The following is a 15803-nucleotide window of genomic DNA, read 5'->3' as shown; positions in this document are numbered from 1 at the left end:
CCGGAAGACATGGATCCGAAAGACCGGCCAAGCCGTGCGACCGAAGCATTTTTCGGTCGCCGGCGCGGCAAGGCCATCCGTCCGCAGCAGGCAGCGGCACTGGAAAGCGGTTTTAGCACTTACCGGCTTGATCTGACGGCCGGACCGCCGGCCGACTTGCGCAGCCTGTTCGAAGCCGATGTCCGCGCCATTCATCTCGAAATTGGTTTTGGTGGCGGCGAGCACCTGCTGCATCGGGCGACGGCGGCTCCTGAGACCGGTTTTGTCGGCGTCGAGCCTTTCGTCAACGGCATGGCCAAGATGATGATGGCGGTCAGGGAACGGCCGCTTGCCAATCTTCGGGTCTATGACGACGACGCCACGCGCCTGCTCGACTGGCTCCCGCAAGCCTCGCTCGACGGCATCGACCTTCTCTATCCCGATCCCTGGCCGAAGAAGAAACACTGGAAGCGCCGCTTCGTCAGTCCGGTCAATCTCGACCGTTTCGCGCGCGTGCTGAAGTCAGGCGGAACATTCCGCTTTGCGTCCGATATCGATAGCTATGTGAACTGGACGCTGCTGCACTGCCGGGCACATGAAGCGTTTGCGTGGCAGGCTGAAGAGGCAGCCGACTGGCAGCGGCCCTATAAGGGTTGGCCGGGTACACGCTACGAGGCGAAGGCCGTTCGCGAAGGCCGGCGGCCAGCCTACCTCACCTTCGTCCGAAGATAGTCCTATTCAAAGCGCGCCTAGCGCACTTTGCCGTCGACGAGGACCAGAGATGTCCTCGTCCCTGCGTCGCCGGACTTAGACTTAGAAGCGGCCGATCTTGTTGAAGGCGGCCGGATCCATGCCGAGATTGCGCAGATCGCGTGCGCGCGGCTTGCGGCCGGCTTCGACGGCGTGCGAAGCGGCGACGGCGCTGCCGAAGACGGTGAAGAAATCGCCGATGGCCGAGAAAACCTTGCGGTTGGTCATGATTATGCCCTTTCGCCTGCTGCAATGCGTGATTGATTTTGTGCAACGCAACATAGATAGGCGCGTACTGCCTGATATCACAGGGACGTTGGCGCATGGCCGCCATGCGCCCTGTGCAACGCTGCCGCCCCCGACAGTTTCGCCCACCCTGCATGCGGACGATTCATCTGCTTACCGACACGGACTGCATGCGGGCTTGAAACGACGGCTGCGATCGTCTATATCAGGCTCAAATTCTTGGTCGGTATGGCGAAGAGTGGGTCCACCCGGTCCCGCTCTTTTTTGTTACCTTCCGGCCGCCGACGAAGCGACAGGAATAGAATGACGGCAACGGTACCCGACAGCGACGACCGCATCATCCGCGAAAGCGGCATCGATGCGCGCATCGCGCTGATCGTGCAGCCGGTTCTGCGTGCCATTGGCTTCCGCCTTGTCAGGGTGCATCTGACGGGCCAGAACGGGCTGACGCTGCAGATCATGGCCGAACGCGAGGACGGCACCATGACCGTCGAGGATTGCGAAGAGGTCAGCCGGGCGGTGTCGCCGGCGCTTGATGTCGATGATCCGATCGAAAAGGCGTATCATCTCGAAGTGTCGTCGCCGGGAATCGACCGGCCGTTGGTCCGCAAGTCGGATTTCGCGACCTGGACGGGTCATCTGGTGAAGATGGAAACCTCGGTCCTCGTCGCCGACCGCAAGCGCTTCAAGGGCAAGATTGCCGAGAGCGACGCGGACGGCGTGCTGATCGAGCGCGACAAGGCGGCTTATGGCGAACAGCCGACGGTGCGTGTGCCCTACGATGCGATTGCCGAAGCACGGCTGATCCTGACCGACGACCTTATCCGCGACGCACTGTCGAAGGACAACAGGGCGCGCAAGGAAGCCAAGAAGCGCCGCGGCGAGCCCGAACACGCGCCAGAGGGCGTTGAAGCGGGCGTGGAAGATGAAACCGAACAGGAAATGTGATTGGGCTGCCGGGCGCAACGGCTCGGCAACAAGCTCGGGAGAAAAAGATGGTTGTAAGCGCCAACAGGCTTGAACTGCTGCAGATCGCCGATGCGGTCGCGCGTGAGAAGTCGATCGACAAGTCGATCGTCATCGCCGCCATGGCCGATGCGATCCAGAAGGCGGCGCGCTCGCGCTATGGCCAGGAAACCAACATCCGTGCCGACATCAATCCCAATACCGGCGAGATGAAGCTGCAGCGGCTGATGGAAGTGGTGGAGAAGGTCGACGACTATGCGACGCAGATCGCCATATCCTCGGCGCGTGAGCGCAATCCCGACGCCCAGCTCGGCGACTTCATTGCCGAACAGCTGCCGCCGATGGATTTCGGCCGCATCGCCGCCCAGTCGGCCAAGCAGGTCATCGTGCAGAAGGTGCGCGAGGCCGAGCGTGACCGCCAGTACGACGAGTACAAGGACCGTATCGGCGAGATCGTCAACGGTACTGTCAAACGCGTCGAATACGGCAACGTCATCGTCGATCTCGGCCGCGGTGAGGCGATAATCCGTCGCGACGAGCTGATCCCGCGCGAAAATTACAAATATGGCGATCGCGTCCGCGCCTATGTCTATGACGTGCGCCGCGAGCAGCGCGGTCCGCAGATATTCCTGTCGCGCACCCATCCGCAGTTCATGGCGAAGCTGTTCACCATGGAAGTGCCGGAAATCTACGACGGCATTATCGAGATCAAGTCGGTCGCCCGCGATCCGGGTTCGCGCGCCAAGATCGCCGTCATCTCGCGTGACAGTTCCATCGATCCGGTCGGCGCCTGTGTCGGCATGCGCGGCAGCCGCGTTCAGGCGGTGGTCGGCGAATTGCAGGGCGAGAAGATCGACATCATTCCGTGGTCGCCTTCGGCCGCTTCCTTCATCGTCAACGCGCTGCAGCCGGCGGAAGTCGCCAAGGTCGTGCTCGACGAGGACGCCGAACGCATCGAGGTCGTGGTGCCGGACGACCAGCTGTCGCTGGCCATCGGCCGCCGCGGCCAGAACGTCCGGCTCGCCTCGCAGCTCACCGGCTGGGATATCGACATCCTGACCGAGCAGGAAGAGAGCGAGCGACGCCAGAAGGAGTTCGTCGAACGCTCGGCTCTGTTCATGGATGCGCTCAACGTCGACGAGATGGTCGGCCAGGTGCTCGCCTCCGAAGGCTTCACCAGCGTCGAGGAAGTCGCCTATGTCGATGCCGACGAGATCGCGTCGATCGATGGCTTCGACGAGGACACCGCCTCGGAAATCCAGGCTCGCGCCCGCGAATATCTGGAGAAGATCGAAGCCGAGCATGACGAGAAGCGTAAGGCGCTCGGCGTCAAGGACGAGTTGCGTGAGATTCCAGGCGTGACCACCGCCATGATGGTGACGCTCGGCGAGGATGGCGTGAAGACGATCGAGGATTTCGCCGGCTATGCAGCCGATGATCTGACCGGCTGGAAGGAACGCAAGGACGGCGAGACGAAGGTATTCCCGGGCGTGCTCGCCAATCACGGCGTGTCGCGGGCCGATGCTGAACAGATGGTTCTGGCTGCTCGCCTCAAGGCCGGCTGGATCACCGAAGACGAGCTTGCAGCCGAAGACGTGCCGGCTGACGAAGCCGTTGGTGCGTGAGGTGAAACCGCATCGCACACAAGCCGCCCTTGGACGAGATGAACGATCGCACTTGCATCGTCACGCGCAAACAGGCCGAACCGGATGAACTGATCCGTTTCGTCGTCGGCCCGGATTCGGCCGTCGTTCCGGATATCAAGAAAAACCTGCCCGGACGCGGTTGCTGGGTGACTGCCGACCGCCTACATATCGACAAGGCGGCAGCGAAAAACCTGTTCGCTCGCGCCTTCAAGGCGCAGGTGACCGTGCCGACCGATCTCGGCGACATGGTCGACGGGCTGCTTTCCAGATACGCTCTGGGCATGCTCGGTCTTGCCCGCAAGGCAGGCGCGATCGCGCTCGGCGCCACCAAGGTCGAGAGCGCGGTGCGTGGCGGGCTGGCGCTTTTCGTGTTGCATGCGACCGAGGCGTCAGATGACGGCGTCCGCAAGATCAGCCAGGCGCGACGGGCAACCGTCCACCTCGGTGGCCCCGCCATCCTTGCCTACAAACTTTTCTCCGAGGCCGAGTTGAGCTTGGCATTGGGGGGTACAAATGTGATACATGCTGCCGTTCTCGCGGGAGACGCGGGCAGGGCGGTCCAGAAGCGCATGGTTGCGCTCGACCGGTATCGGGGCGGTTCCCCGGACGATCTGGCAATGCTTGCGGCCGTTGCTGACGAAGATGATGCCGCAGAGGATATGGAATGAGCGATACGAAATCGGGCGACGACAAGACGTTGAGTGTTACGCCGAAGAAGACTTTGACGCTGAAGCGCCCCGGTACGGAACAGGGCACCGTGCGCCAGAGCTTCTCGCATGGCCGCACCAAGGCGGTCGTGGTCGAGACCAAGAAGCGCAAGTTCTCGCTGCCCGGTGACAAGCCGGAGCCGGCTGCTGCCCCTGTGTCCGTCTTCACGCCGAAGCCACCGGTCGCGGCAGCGCCGGTTGTGCAGGAAGCGCCCAAGGCGCCGCCGCCTCCGCCGCCGGTCGAACGCGGCGGCATGGTGCTGAACCAATTGTCGCGCGATGAAATGGAGGCGCGCCGCCGGGCCCTTGAGGGTTCGAAGGTGCGCGACGTCGAGGATCGCCAGCGCGCCATCGACGAGGCCAAGCGCCGCGCCGAGGATGAAGAGCGCCGCCGTCGCGAGCGCGAGGAGTCCGCGCGCCGCCAGGCCGAGGAAGAAGCCCGGCTGCAGGCCGAGGCCGAGTCCCGCCGGCGTGCCGAGGAAGAGGCGCGCCGCCGCGCGCCGCTGACCGCCGAACTGGCGACAGTCGACGACGAGGACATCAAGCCGAAGCGGACCGGCGCCGGCGCCCCGGTGCGCCGTCCGGTCACGCCGGAAGTGGCGCGTCCGGCCAAGCCGACCAAGGGCGAGGAAGATCGCCGCCGCGGCAAGCTGACGCTGAATGCCGCACTTTCCGATGAGGATGCGCGGGCGCGTTCGCTGTCGTCGATGCGTCGGCGCCAGGAGAAATTCAAGCGCGCGCTGCATAACGAACCGCGCGAGAAAGTCATGCGCGAAGTGATACTTCCCGAAACCATCACCATCCAGGAACTGGCGCAGCGCATGTCCGAGCGCGCCGTCGATGTGGTCAAGTTCTTCATGAAACAGGGCCAGATCCTGAAGCCGGGCGACGTCATCGACGCCGACACGGCCGAACTGGTCGCTACCGAATTCGGCCACACGGTTCGCCGCGTCGCCGAGTCCGACATCGAGGAAGGCCTCTTCAACATCGCCGATCGTCCCGAGGATCTCGAGCCGCGTCCGCCGGTGGTGACCATCATGGGCCATGTCGATCACGGCAAGACGTCGCTGCTCGATGCCATCCGCAATGCCAATGTTGTGTCCGGCGAGGCCGGCGGCATCACCCAGCATATCGGCGCCTATCAGGTCGAGAAGAACGGTAACAAGATCACCTTCATCGACACGCCTGGCCACGCCGCCTTCACGGCGATGCGCGCCCGTGGCGCTCAGGCGACCGACATCGCCATCCTGGTAGTGGCGGCCGACGACAGCGTGATGCCGCAGACGATCGAATCGATCAGCCATGCCAAGGCGGCCGGCGTTCCGATCATTGTGGCGATCAACAAGATCGACAAGCATGACGCCGACCCGCAGAAGGTGCGCTCGGAACTGCTGCGCCACGAAGTCTTCGTCGAATCGATGGGCGGCGAGGTGCTGGACGTCGAAGTGTCGGCGACCAAGGGCACCAATCTCGACAAGCTACTCGAAGCAATCCTGCTGCAGGCCGAAATCCTCGACCTGAAGGCCAATCCGGACCGCACCGCCGAGGGCGTCGTCATCGAAGCCCAACTCGACAAGGGCCGCGGCCCCGTAGCCACGGTGCTGGTCCAGACCGGCACGCTGATGCCTGGCGACATCCTTGTTGCCGGTAACGAATGGGGCCGGGTGCGCGCGCTGGTCAACGACCGCGGCGGGCAGATCAAGGAAGCGCCGCCGGCGATGCCCGTGGAAGTGCTCGGACTGCAGGGAACCCCGCAGGCCGGCGACCGCTTCGCCGTCGTCAACAACGAGGCCCGCGCCCGCGAGATCACCGAATATCGCCAGCGTCTGGCGCGTGAGAAGGCGGTGGCCAAGCATGCCGGCCAGCGTGGTTCGCTCGAACAGATGATGTCGCAACTGCAGACGAGCGGGCTGAAGGAATTCCCGCTGGTCATCAAGGGCGACGTGCAGGGCTCGATCGAGGCGATCAGCGCGGCGCTGGACAAGCTCGGCACCGACGAGGTGCGTGCGCGCATTGTTCATGCAGGCGCCGGCGGCATCACCGAAAGCGATGTCTCGCTGGCGGAAACCTCCGGCGCCGCAATCATCGGCTTCAACGTTCGCGCCAATGTGCAGGCGCGTGCGGCGGCCGCGGCTGCAGGCATCGAGATCCGCTACTACTCGATCATCTACAACCTTGTGGATGACGTGAAGGCGGCGCTGTCCGGCCTGCTGTCGCCGGAGCGTCGCGAGACCTTCATTGGCAATGCCGAGATCCTTGAGATCTTCGACATCACCAAGGTCGGCAAGATCGCCGGCTGCCGTGTCACCGAAGGCAAGGTCGAGCGCGGTGCGGGCGTTCGCCTGATCCGCGACAACGTCGTCATCCACGAAGGCACGCTGAAGACGCTGAAGCGCTTCAAGGACGAAGTTGCGGAGGTTCCGGGTGGCCAGGAATGCGGCATGGCCTTCCAGAACTACGAAGACATGCGCGTCGGCGACGTCATCGAGTGCTTCCGCGTCGAAATGGTGACCAGGACGCTCTGAGTTCGAGCAACTTGAGTTCGAGCATTTACAGACCGGGCGGTGGTCGAAAGGCTGCCGCCTAAACCATGATCCGAAAAGTGGTATCCGGTATTCGGAGAAGATCATGGTCAACAAAAAATAGAGCCTGATCCATTCCGATTTCTATCGGGATGGATCAGGCTTTAAAGCATATGAGACATGCGGCGCGGTCCCATCCCGTGCCTCATGATTTCAGGATAGAGAAAAATGCCCCGTTCAACCACGTCAGGTCCATCCCAGCGCATGCTTCGCGTCGGCGAGCAGGTGCGGCATGCGCTGTCGGAAACCTTGCAACGTGGCGAGATCCTCGATCCGCTGATCGAGAATTCGGTGGTTTCGGTCTCGGAGGTGCGCATGTCGCCCGATCTGAAGATCGCCACGGCTTTCGTCTCGCCGCTTGGCGCCAGTGATGCCGATGCGGTGGTCGAGGCGCTCAACAAGCATGCGAAATTCGTGCGCGGCCGCGTTTCCGGCGCGCTCCGGCAGATGAAGTACATGCCGGAATTCCGCTTCCGGCTCGACACCAGCTACGACAATTTCCAGAAGATCAACGAATTGTTGCACTCGCCCGAGGTGGCGCGCGATCTCGGCCCAGACGCCCAGATCGGCGACCAGAACAAAGACAACGACAAGGACGAAAAATAGTGGCGCGTCGCGGCAAGAAGAAGGGTCGGCCGATCTCCGGCTGGCTGGTGCTGGACAAACCCGTCGGCATGGGTTCGACCGAAGCCGTCTCCAAGATCAAATGGCTGTTCCAGGCGGAAAAGGCCGGCCATGCCGGCACGCTCGACCCGCTCGCTTCCGGCATGCTGCCGATCGCGCTCGGCGAAGCGACCAAGACCGTCCCCTATGTCCAGGATGGCGCCAAGGTCTACCGCTTCACGGTTGCCTGGGGTGAGGAGCGTTCGACCGATGACCTCGAAGGGCCGGTGACGAAAAGCTCCGAGCAGCGTCCGGCTGAAGCCGATGTGCTTTTGCTGATGCCGAAATACACCGGCGTCATCCTGCAGACACCGCCGCAATTTTCGGCCATCAAGATCGCAGGCGAGCGCGCCTATGATCTTGCCCGCGACGGCGCGACGGTCGACATTCCGGCGCGGGAAGTCGAGATCGGCCGCCTCGACCTGATCGAGCACAGTGCTGAGAGCACCATTTTCGAGGTCGAATGCGGCAAGGGCACCTATGTCCGCTCGCTGGCCCGCGACATGGGCCGCGATCTCGGCTGTTTCGGTCACATCGCCGAACTGCGCCGGATCGAGGTCGAGCCGTTCACGCAGGAAGACTTCGTCACCATCGCCGAGCTGGAAGCCGCCCGCTTCGGCGAACAGCCCGATGAGGGTTCGGATTCAGCGGACACGGTGCCGGTCGACTTCGACGCCATCGACGCGTTTCTGGTCGACACGTCAGCCGCGCTCGACTGCCTGCCGCAGATCGCGATCAGCGACGACGCGGCAACAAAAATCCGCCTCGGCAACCCGGTCATCATCCGTGGCCGCGACGCGCCGGTGGAAGCCGAGGAAGCCTGCGCCACGGCGCGCGGCAAGCTGGTCGCCATCGGCGCCATCGAGCAAGGCATGTTCAAGCCGAAGCGGGTCTTTGCCGGCTGAGCCCCCTCGTCTAATCTCGATCAGAGGTACATTCGAGGGGCACATGGCAAAGGCCGAGACGATCAGGAAGCGGGCGCCGGTGACAGCACGGCGGCCACCGATCGGCGCATCACCAGGCACACTGATCGCCGACCCTGCGGCGCGGCGCAGCGAACTGCGACTGACACTGATGTCGCCCGACAAATTCGAGACAATCGAAGATGCCAGCATCAACGACCTGAATGCTCATTGCAACGCATGGCCGGTCATCTGGCTCGATTGCACCGGTCTCGCCAACATCCCGCTGATCGAGGAGATCGGCCGGATTTTCAGCCTGCATCCGCTGGCGCTGGAAGACGTCGTCAACACCGGCCAGCGGCCGAAGGTGGACTTCTTCGAGGACCATGCCTTCGTCGTCGTCAGGATGATCGACGACGTCACCGCGCATCGTTACGAGCAGATCGCGGTCTTCTTCGGCAGGAACTTCGTCGTCACCTTCCAGGAGCGCGAAGGCGATCCGTTCGATCCCGTGCGCAAGCGCATCGAAAGCTCGATGCCCAACCGGCTGCGCTCACGCGGCGCCGACTATCTCGCCTATGCGCTGATCGACGCCATCGTCGACAGTTATTTCCCGCCGATCGAGACCGCCGGCGACTTGGTCGACAGCATCGAGGACCAGATGCTGCGCGCGGCGGACAAGCACCAGATGCGGCGGCTTCACGAGTTGCGGCGCGACGCCAACGTGCTGAAGGGGGTGCTTTGGCCGATGCGCGACGCGCTGGCGACGCTGATCCGCAACGACGTGCCCTACGTCAAGCCAGAGACCAAGATCTTCCTGAACGACACGCTCGATCACTCGCTTCGGCTCATCGAACTGGTCGAAACCCAGCGCGACATGCTGACCGGTCTGATCGAGATGCATCTGTCGCTGAGTCAGGCACGCACCAGCGACGTCATCAGCTATCTGACGATCGTCTCGGTGATCTTCATCCCGCTCACCTTTCTCGCTGGCGTGTGGGGCATGAACTTCGACCCCGAAGCCTCGCCATGGAACATGCCGGAGCTGAAGGCCCAATACGGCTATCCGGCAGCGCTGGTGTTCATGGCCGTTGTCGCGCTCGTGCTTGTCGCCTTCTTCAGATGGAAGAAGTGGCTTTAGCCGAGGCGAAATCTTCGTTTGTGCAGCAAAAAGCCGGCTTGTGAATTGGGCTGGTGTTTTTGCCTGAATTGCCCTATATGCGCCGCAGCATCGTGCAATGCCACGTTGCTTGTACCGGCCCCTGCTGGACGACATCCCGGCCGAGGGCGTCCCGTTTCCTCAAACAGATAAGGAAAAACACGATGTCGATTACTGCCGAGCGCAAGAAGGAATTGATGGGTGAATTCGCAACCGCTAAGGGCGATACCGGGTCTCCGGAAGTCCAGGTGGCCATCCTTTCCGAGCGCATCAAGAACCTGACCGACCATTTCAAGGACCACAAGAAGGATAACCATTCCCGCCGTGGTCTGCTCGCTCTCGTCTCCCAGCGCCGCAGCCTGCTTGATTATCTCAAGCGCAAGGACGACGCGCGCTATCAGACGCTGATCGAGAAGCTCGGTCTGCGCCGTTGACGAATTGACCGGCGGGTTCTTTCGAGAGCCCGCCGGTCGCGCATTGGAGCAGTCCGTTGCTCCAATGAAGGAAGTAGAGCGCCGCGCTTCGATTTGGACGCGCACATGGGACGCTCTGAAACTTTGAATTTGCGCAAGGCATTTCCGAGAGCCGCGGTTTTCGGGTCATGCGCAAGGCCAGTCGGATCGATTGGCCAGACCCGGTTTCGATATAGCACAGGGCCATTCGAAACCGCCCATGGACGGTCATGGGGCAGGATTGCAGGACGCTCGCGCGGCACCCGCGCCGGATTTACCCGAGCTTCCCGTTGTCTTGCCCGTGGCTGCCCGAGAAACGAAGCCAAGGGAAAGGGGCACTCGCGCACGGTGAAATGGCGCGGCCCTTTCCGCATATGAAGGACAAGACATGTTCAATCACCACAAAGTGGAAATCGAATGGGGCGGCCGTCCGCTCATCCTCGAAACCGGCAAGATTGCGCGCCAGGCTGACGGCGCGGTGCTCGCCACCTACGGCGAAACCAAGGTTCTCGCCACCGTCGTTTCGATGAAGGAACCAAAACCGGGCCTCGATTTCTTCCCGCTGACCGTCAACTACCAGGAAAAGACCTATGCCGCCGGCAAGATCCCGGGCGGCTATTTCAAGCGCGAAGGCCGTCCGAGCGAAAAGGAAACGCTGGTTTCCCGTCTCATCGACCGTCCGATCCGCCCACTCTTCGCTGACGGTTACAAGAACGACACGCAGATCGTTGTCACCGTCGTCCAGCATGATCTCGAAAACGACCCGGACATCCTGTCGATCGTCGCCACCTCGGCGGCTTTGACGCTGTCCGGCGTCCCTTTCATGGGTCCGATCGGCGGCGCCCGCGTCGGCTACATCAACGGCGAATATGTGCTCAATCCGCATGTCGACGAGATGCAGGAATCCAAGCTTGACCTGATCGTCGCCGGCACCTCCGACGCCGTGCTGATGGTCGAGTCCGAAGCCAAGGAACTCGGCGAGGATCTGATGCTCGGCGCCGTCATGTTCGGCCATCGCGGCTTCCAGCCGGTGATCGACGCCATCATCAAGCTGGCAGAAGTCGCCGCCAAGGATCCGCGTGACTTCACCGCGCCGGATTATTCGGCGCTTGAAGCCGAGATGCTGAAGATCGTCGAAGGCGAGCTTCGCGATGCCTACAAGATCACCGACAAGCAGAAGCGCTATGCCGCCGTCGACGCCGTCAAGGCGAAGGTCAAGGCTGCGTTCGCACCCGCCGAAGGCGAAGAAGCCAAGTATACGTCCGAGCAGATCGGCACCGTGTTCAAGGAGCTCCAGGCCAAGGTCGTGCGCTGGAACATCCTCGACACCGGTTCGCGCATCGACGGCCGCGATCTGAAGACGGTTCGCAAGATCGTCTCCGAAGTCGGCGTCCTGCCGCGCACCCACGGCTCGGCGCTGTTCACCCGCGGCGAGACCCAGGCGCTGGTCGTCGCCACGCTCGGCACCGGCGAGGACGAGCAGTATGTCGATTCGCTGACCGGCATGTACAAGGAGAAGTTCCTCCTTCACTACAACTTCCCTCCCTATTCGGTCGGTGAAACCGGTCGCATGGGTTCGCCCGGCCGCCGCGAAATCGGCCACGGCAAGCTCGCCTGGCGCGCGATCCGCCCGATGCTGCCGACATCGGACCAGTTCCCCTACACGCTGCGCGTCGTCTCGGAGATCACCGAGTCCAACGGCTCGTCGTCGATGGCTACCGTCTGCGGCACCTCGCTGGCGCTGATGGATGCCGGTGTGCCGCTGGCCAAGCCGGTCGCCGGCATCGCCATGGGTCTGATCAAGGAAGGCGAGCGCTTCGCGGTGCTCTCCGACATCCTCGGCGACGAGGACCATCTCGGCGACATGGACTTCAAGGTTGCCGGCACCGCCAACGGCATCACCTCGCTGCAGATGGACATCAAGATCGAGGGCATCACCGAGGAGATCATGAAGATCGCACTGGATCAGGCCAAGGACGGCCGCCAGCATATCCTCGGCGAAATGGGCCATGCGCTGTCCGGCGCGCGCTCCGAACTCGGCGAATTCGCGCCGCGCATCGAGGTCATGCACATCCCGACCGACAAGATCCGCGACGTGATCGGCTCGGGCGGCAAGGTCATCCGCGAGATCGTCGAAAAGACCGGCGCCAAGATCAACATCGAGGACGACGGCACGGTCAAGATCGCTTCGTCCAACGCCAAGGAGATTGAGGCGGCGAAGAAGTGGATCCACACCATCGTCGCCGAGCCGGAAGTCGGCGAAATCTACGAGGGCACGGTCGTCAAGACCGCCGACTTCGGCGCTTTCGTCAACTTCTTCGGTCCGCGTGACGGCCTCGTCCACATCTCGCAGCTCGCCAATGATCGCGTCGCCAAGACTTCGGACGTCGTCAAGGAAGGCGACAAGGTCTGGGTCAAGCTGATGGGTTTCGATGAGCGCGGCAAGGTCCGTCTGTCGATGAAGGTCGTCGACCAGGCCACCGGCAAGGAAATCGCCCGCGACAAGAAGGCCGACGGCGAAGAAGACGCCGCCTGAGCGATCTGACCGTACAATCAAAACGGGCGCGCCGACAGGTCGCGCCCGTTTTCATTTTCTGGACAAGCCAGCTGCACTTCGAGATCGAAAAATGTCCGCCGAGCCGCTGAAGACACTGTTCCATCCGTTCGAGGCCGAGGCTGTTACCTTGCCGCGCAAGGGCGAGCGTGTCCTCTTTCTCGGCGCTGAGCCGGGCTTCCGCCTGCCCGAAGGTTTTGATGCAGCACTGCATCTGGTGCGAGGCTTCCGGCCGCACTTTCGCGCGCTGCAGGCGGCCGGTTTCACCGTCACGCCGCGCCTGCAGGGCGAAGGTTTCGATGCGGCACTGGTGCTTGCCGGCCGTCATCGCGGGCAAAACGAATTGCGCATTGCCGAGGCGATCGAGTGTGTGAGGCCGGGCGGATCGATTGTCGTTGCCGGCGCCAAGGACGATGGCATTGCCAGCCTGCGCAAGCGCATCGACGAGCTTGTGCCGCTCGATGGCCATTTGCCGAAACATCACGGCATCGCCTTCTGGTTCCATCGACCGGCCGATGCTGCGGTCGCGGCAGCGCTTCGCGCCGCCAATCCAGCCCTTCTGCTCGAGGCCCGGTTCCGCACCGCGCCAGGCATGTTCTCTTTCGACAAGATCGATGCAGGTTCGAGATTGCTGGTCGACAATCTGCCCGGCGATCTGCGTGGCAGCGTTGCCGATTTCTGCGCCGGCTGGGGCTATGTGGCGGCCGAAATCGCCGCCCGCTCACCTGGCATATCGGCGCTCGATCTCTACGAGGCCGAGTTCGATGCGCTGGAGGCGGCGAAAGGCAATATCGGCAACACAGCGGCGGAACCCAATTTCTTCTGGATCGATCTTTTGAGCGAGCCGGTCGAGCGGCGCTATGACGCCATCGCCATGAACCCGCCCTTCCATCGCAGCCGGGCGGCCGAGCCCGAGATCGGCGCCGGCATGATCCGCGCCGCGGCAAAGGCGCTGAAGCCGGGCGGGCGGCTGTTCATGGTGGCGAACCGCCAGCTTCCCTACGAGCCGGTGCTGGCGGCCGCCTTCTCCAGCCATGCCGAGATCGCCCGCGACGGCATGTTCAAGGTTTTCGCGGCGCGCCGCTGAAGGCTGGTTCACGCGGACAACGGCATCTTCTGCGGCCGAAATTACTCTCGTCCGCTGTCGGTCCGCTTCAGCTCGTCGAGCGCCGGCATTGACACGATGTGGTAGCCGGAATCGACATAGTGGATTTCGCCGGTGACGCCCGACGACAGGTCGGACAGCAGATAGAGCGCGGAACCACCGACTTCGTCGATGGTCACTGTGCGGCGCAGCGGCGAGTTGCGCTGCTGGTAAGAAAACATGTGGCGTGCGTCGGAAATCCCGGCGCCGGCCAGTGTCCGCACCGGTCCGGCGGATATGCCGTTCACCCTGATGCCGCGCGGGCCGTAGTCGTTGGCGAGGTAGCGGACGCTGGCTTCAAGCCCGGCCTTGGCGACGCCCATGACGTTGTAGTTCGGCATGACGCGGACCGAACCGGCATAGGTCAGCGTGATCATCGAGCCGCCGTCCTTCATCAGCGCGGCTGCATGACGGGCGACCTCGGTGAAGGAATAGCAGGAGATGACCATGGTACGGACGAAATTGTCGCGGCTGGTGTCGGCGTAAAGGCCTTTCAGCTCGTTCTTGTCGGAAAAGCCGATGGCATGCACGACGAAGTCCAGCCCGCCCCAGGCCTCGCCCAAGGTCTCGAAGGTGGCGGCAACTGACGCGCTGTCCTCGACGTCGCAAGGCACGACCAGCGAGGAGCCGAGCTTGTCGGCGAGCGGCTTGACCCGGCGCCCGAAGGCTTCGCCCTGATAGGTGAAGGCGAGTTCCGCCCCATGTTCGGACAGTTTCCGGGCGATGCCCCAGGCGATCGAATGGTCGTTGGCGACACCCATGACAAGCCCGCGCTTGCCCTTCATCAATCCGTCCATGGTTGGCAGTCCTTATGCGGAATAGCGCTGGAAAATCAGCGTTGCGTTGGTGCCGCCGAAACCGAACGAGTTGGACAGGACGGTGTCGATCCTGGCATCGTCGATGCGCTCTCGCACGATCGGCATACCCTCGAATTCCGGATCGAGCTGCTCGATGTGGGCGCTCTCGCCGATGAATCCGCCTTGCATCATCAGGATCGAGTAGATCGATTCCTGCACGCCGGCCGCACCGAGCGAGTGGCCGGTCAGCGATTTCGTCGAGGTGATGAACGGCATGTTTTCGCCGAACACCTCGCGGATCGCGCCCATCTCCCTGGAGTCGCCGACCGGCGTCGAGGTGCCGTGCGTGTTGATGTAGTCGACCGGCGAAGAGACGGTCGCCAACGCCTGCCGCATGCAGCGCACCGCGCCTTCGCCCGAGGGCGCCACCATGTCGAAGCCGTCCGAGGTCGCGCCATAGCCGACGACCTCGGCGTAGATCTTGGCGCCGCGCGCCTTGGCGTGCTCGAGTTCTTCCAGCACCAGCACGCCGGCGCCGCCGGCAATGACGAAGCCGTCGCGATCGACGTCATAGGCGCGCGAGGCAGCCGATGCCCGGTCGTTGAACTTGGAGGACATGGCGCCCATCGCGTCGAACAGGTCCGACATCGTCCAGTCGAGATCCTCATGGCCGCCGGCGAAGACCATGTCCTGCTTGCCCCACTGGATCAGTTCGTAGCCATTGCCGATGCAATGCGCCGAGGTCGAGCAGGCCGAAGAGATCGAATAATTGACGCCGTGGATCTTGAACCAGGTGGCGAGCGTCGCCGAAGCGGTCGACGACATCGCCTTCGGCACCGCGAACGGGCCGATGCGCTTGGGGCTGCCGTTCTTGAGCGTGGTTTCAGCGGCCTCGACGATGGTTCTGGTCGATGGTCCGCCCGATCCCATGACGATGCCGGTGCGCTCATTGGTGATGTCGTTCTCGCCAAGTCCAGCGTCCACGATCGCCTGTTCCATGGCGACATGGTTCCAGGCCGCACCTTGCGACAGGAAGCGCATGGCGCGGCGATCGATCAGCGCGGTGGGGTCGAGCGTCGGCGCTCCCCAGACCTGGCAGCGGAAGCCGTGTTCGGCGAAGGAATCCGAGAAGCTGATGCCGGATCTGGCATCATGCAGCGAGGCCTGCACCTCGTTGGCATTGTTGCCGATCGACGACACGATGCCGAGGCCCGAAACTACGACCCGTCTCATTCGCAACTCCTTCCAGCGCGTGA

Annotated in this window: 14 protein-coding genes; 11 read left to right on the top strand and 3 right to left on the bottom strand. The window is 63.0% G+C overall.

Translation table 11 applies throughout. The annotated features are described in order from the left end of the window. The first annotated feature begins 9 nt into the window (after positions 1-9). Entirely contained in the window at positions 10-711 is a 702-nt protein-coding gene (trmB, locus tag AC0L2C_RS26460) for a tRNA (guanosine(46)-N7)-methyltransferase TrmB (protein WP_091599999.1), read from the top strand. 81 nt (positions 712-792) lie between these two features. Here the strand turns inward: trmB and AC0L2C_RS26455 are convergent, their stop codons facing one another. Beyond that, entirely contained in the window at positions 793-957 is a 165-nt protein-coding gene (locus AC0L2C_RS26455; RefSeq protein ID WP_095517012.1) for a hypothetical protein, read from the bottom strand. Between the two features lie 321 nt (positions 958-1278). Between AC0L2C_RS26455 and rimP the strand changes: the two genes are divergently transcribed. From rimP to AC0L2C_RS26405, 10 genes are all read left to right on the top strand, one after another. Next, positions 1279-1923 (top strand): ribosome maturation factor RimP, encoded by a 645-nt coding sequence (rimP, locus tag AC0L2C_RS26450; protein WP_473524803.1) that lies wholly within the window; start codon positions 1279-1281, stop codon positions 1921-1923. 47 nt (positions 1924-1970) lie between these two features. Then, a complete protein-coding gene (nusA, locus tag AC0L2C_RS26445; RefSeq protein ID WP_023802116.1) occupies positions 1971-3566 on the top strand; it encodes a transcription termination factor NusA in 1596 nt (531 codons plus the stop codon). A 38-nt stretch (positions 3567-3604) separates the two neighbouring features. Then, complete coding sequence (locus AC0L2C_RS26440) at positions 3605-4255, top strand: RNA-binding protein (RefSeq protein WP_091599993.1); 651 nt, start codon at positions 3605-3607, stop codon at positions 4253-4255. After that, positions 4252-6819 (top strand): translation initiation factor IF-2, encoded by a 2568-nt coding sequence (gene infB / locus AC0L2C_RS26435; RefSeq protein WP_023802118.1) that lies wholly within the window; start codon positions 4252-4254, stop codon positions 6817-6819. The genes AC0L2C_RS26440 and infB overlap by 4 nt, the downstream gene beginning before the upstream one ends. 225 nt (positions 6820-7044) lie before the next feature. Beyond that, a complete protein-coding gene (gene rbfA / locus AC0L2C_RS26430) occupies positions 7045-7482 on the top strand; it encodes a 30S ribosome-binding factor RbfA (RefSeq protein ID WP_128169859.1) in 438 nt (145 codons plus the stop codon). Then, the gene (gene truB, locus AC0L2C_RS26425) at positions 7482-8444 is read left to right on the top strand and encodes a tRNA pseudouridine(55) synthase TruB (RefSeq protein ID WP_473524802.1); all 963 of its coding nucleotides are present in this window, start codon (positions 7482-7484) and stop codon (positions 8442-8444) included. Before rbfA ends, truB begins: the two co-directional genes overlap by 1 nt. A 43-nt stretch (positions 8445-8487) precedes the next feature. Beyond that, complete coding sequence (gene corA, locus AC0L2C_RS26420; protein WP_128169861.1) at positions 8488-9582, top strand: magnesium/cobalt transporter CorA; 1095 nt, start codon at positions 8488-8490, stop codon at positions 9580-9582. 77 nt (positions 9583-9659) lie between these two features. Then, positions 9660-10034 (top strand): 30S ribosomal protein S15, encoded by a 375-nt coding sequence (gene rpsO, locus AC0L2C_RS26415; protein WP_274609416.1) that lies wholly within the window; start codon positions 9660-9662, stop codon positions 10032-10034. A 406-nt stretch (positions 10035-10440) separates the two neighbouring features. After that, positions 10441-12588, top strand: coding sequence for a polyribonucleotide nucleotidyltransferase (gene pnp / locus AC0L2C_RS26410; RefSeq protein ID WP_023802123.1), 2148 nt, complete (start codon positions 10441-10443; stop codon positions 12586-12588). Between the two features lie 91 nt (positions 12589-12679). Then, on the top strand, positions 12680-13693 hold the full coding sequence (locus tag AC0L2C_RS26405; RefSeq protein ID WP_287067264.1) for a class I SAM-dependent methyltransferase: 1014 nt from the start codon (positions 12680-12682) through the stop codon (positions 13691-13693). Between the two features lie 41 nt (positions 13694-13734). Here AC0L2C_RS26405 and fabI read toward each other — a convergent pair whose 3' ends face one another. Both fabI and fabB read right to left on the bottom strand, forming a co-directional pair. After that, the gene (fabI, locus tag AC0L2C_RS26400) at positions 13735-14547 is read right to left on the bottom strand and encodes an enoyl-ACP reductase FabI (protein WP_023802125.1); all 813 of its coding nucleotides are present in this window, start codon (positions 14545-14547) and stop codon (positions 13735-13737) included. Between the two features lie 12 nt (positions 14548-14559). Next, complete coding sequence (gene fabB, locus AC0L2C_RS26395) at positions 14560-15780, bottom strand: beta-ketoacyl-ACP synthase I (RefSeq protein ID WP_287364326.1); 1221 nt, start codon at positions 15778-15780, stop codon at positions 14560-14562. Positions 15781-15803: the final 23 nt, after the last annotated feature.

The organism is Mesorhizobium sp. WSM4845 (genome assembly GCF_055811455.1).
This window is presented reverse-complemented; position numbering and strand designations above follow the sequence as displayed.

Excerpts from the sequence above, each read along its gene's own strand:
- trmB (WP_091599999.1), top strand. The coding sequence starts at position 10 with ATGGATCCGAAAGACCGGCCAAGCCGTGCGACCGAAGCATTTTTCGGT.
- AC0L2C_RS26455 (WP_095517012.1), bottom strand. The coding sequence starts at position 957 with ATGACCAACCGCAAGGTTTTCTCGGCCATCGGCGATTTCTTCACCGTC.
- rimP (WP_473524803.1), top strand. The coding sequence starts at position 1,279 with ATGACGGCAACGGTACCCGACAGCGACGACCGCATCATCCGCGAAAGC.
- nusA (WP_023802116.1), top strand. The coding sequence starts at position 1,971 with ATGGTTGTAAGCGCCAACAGGCTTGAACTGCTGCAGATCGCCGATGCG.
- AC0L2C_RS26440 (WP_091599993.1), top strand. The coding sequence starts at position 3,605 with ATGAACGATCGCACTTGCATCGTCACGCGCAAACAGGCCGAACCGGAT.
- infB (WP_023802118.1), top strand. The coding sequence starts at position 4,252 with ATGAGCGATACGAAATCGGGCGACGACAAGACGTTGAGTGTTACGCCG.
- rbfA (WP_128169859.1), top strand. The coding sequence starts at position 7,045 with ATGCCCCGTTCAACCACGTCAGGTCCATCCCAGCGCATGCTTCGCGTC.
- corA (WP_128169861.1), top strand. The coding sequence starts at position 8,488 with ATGGCAAAGGCCGAGACGATCAGGAAGCGGGCGCCGGTGACAGCACGG.
- rpsO (WP_274609416.1), top strand. The coding sequence starts at position 9,660 with ATGCGCCGCAGCATCGTGCAATGCCACGTTGCTTGTACCGGCCCCTGC.
- pnp (WP_023802123.1), top strand. The coding sequence starts at position 10,441 with ATGTTCAATCACCACAAAGTGGAAATCGAATGGGGCGGCCGTCCGCTC.
- AC0L2C_RS26405 (WP_287067264.1), top strand. The coding sequence starts at position 12,680 with ATGTCCGCCGAGCCGCTGAAGACACTGTTCCATCCGTTCGAGGCCGAG.
- fabI (WP_023802125.1), bottom strand. The coding sequence starts at position 14,547 with ATGGACGGATTGATGAAGGGCAAGCGCGGGCTTGTCATGGGTGTCGCC.
- fabB (WP_287364326.1), bottom strand. The coding sequence starts at position 15,780 with ATGAGACGGGTCGTAGTTTCGGGCCTCGGCATCGTGTCGTCGATCGGC.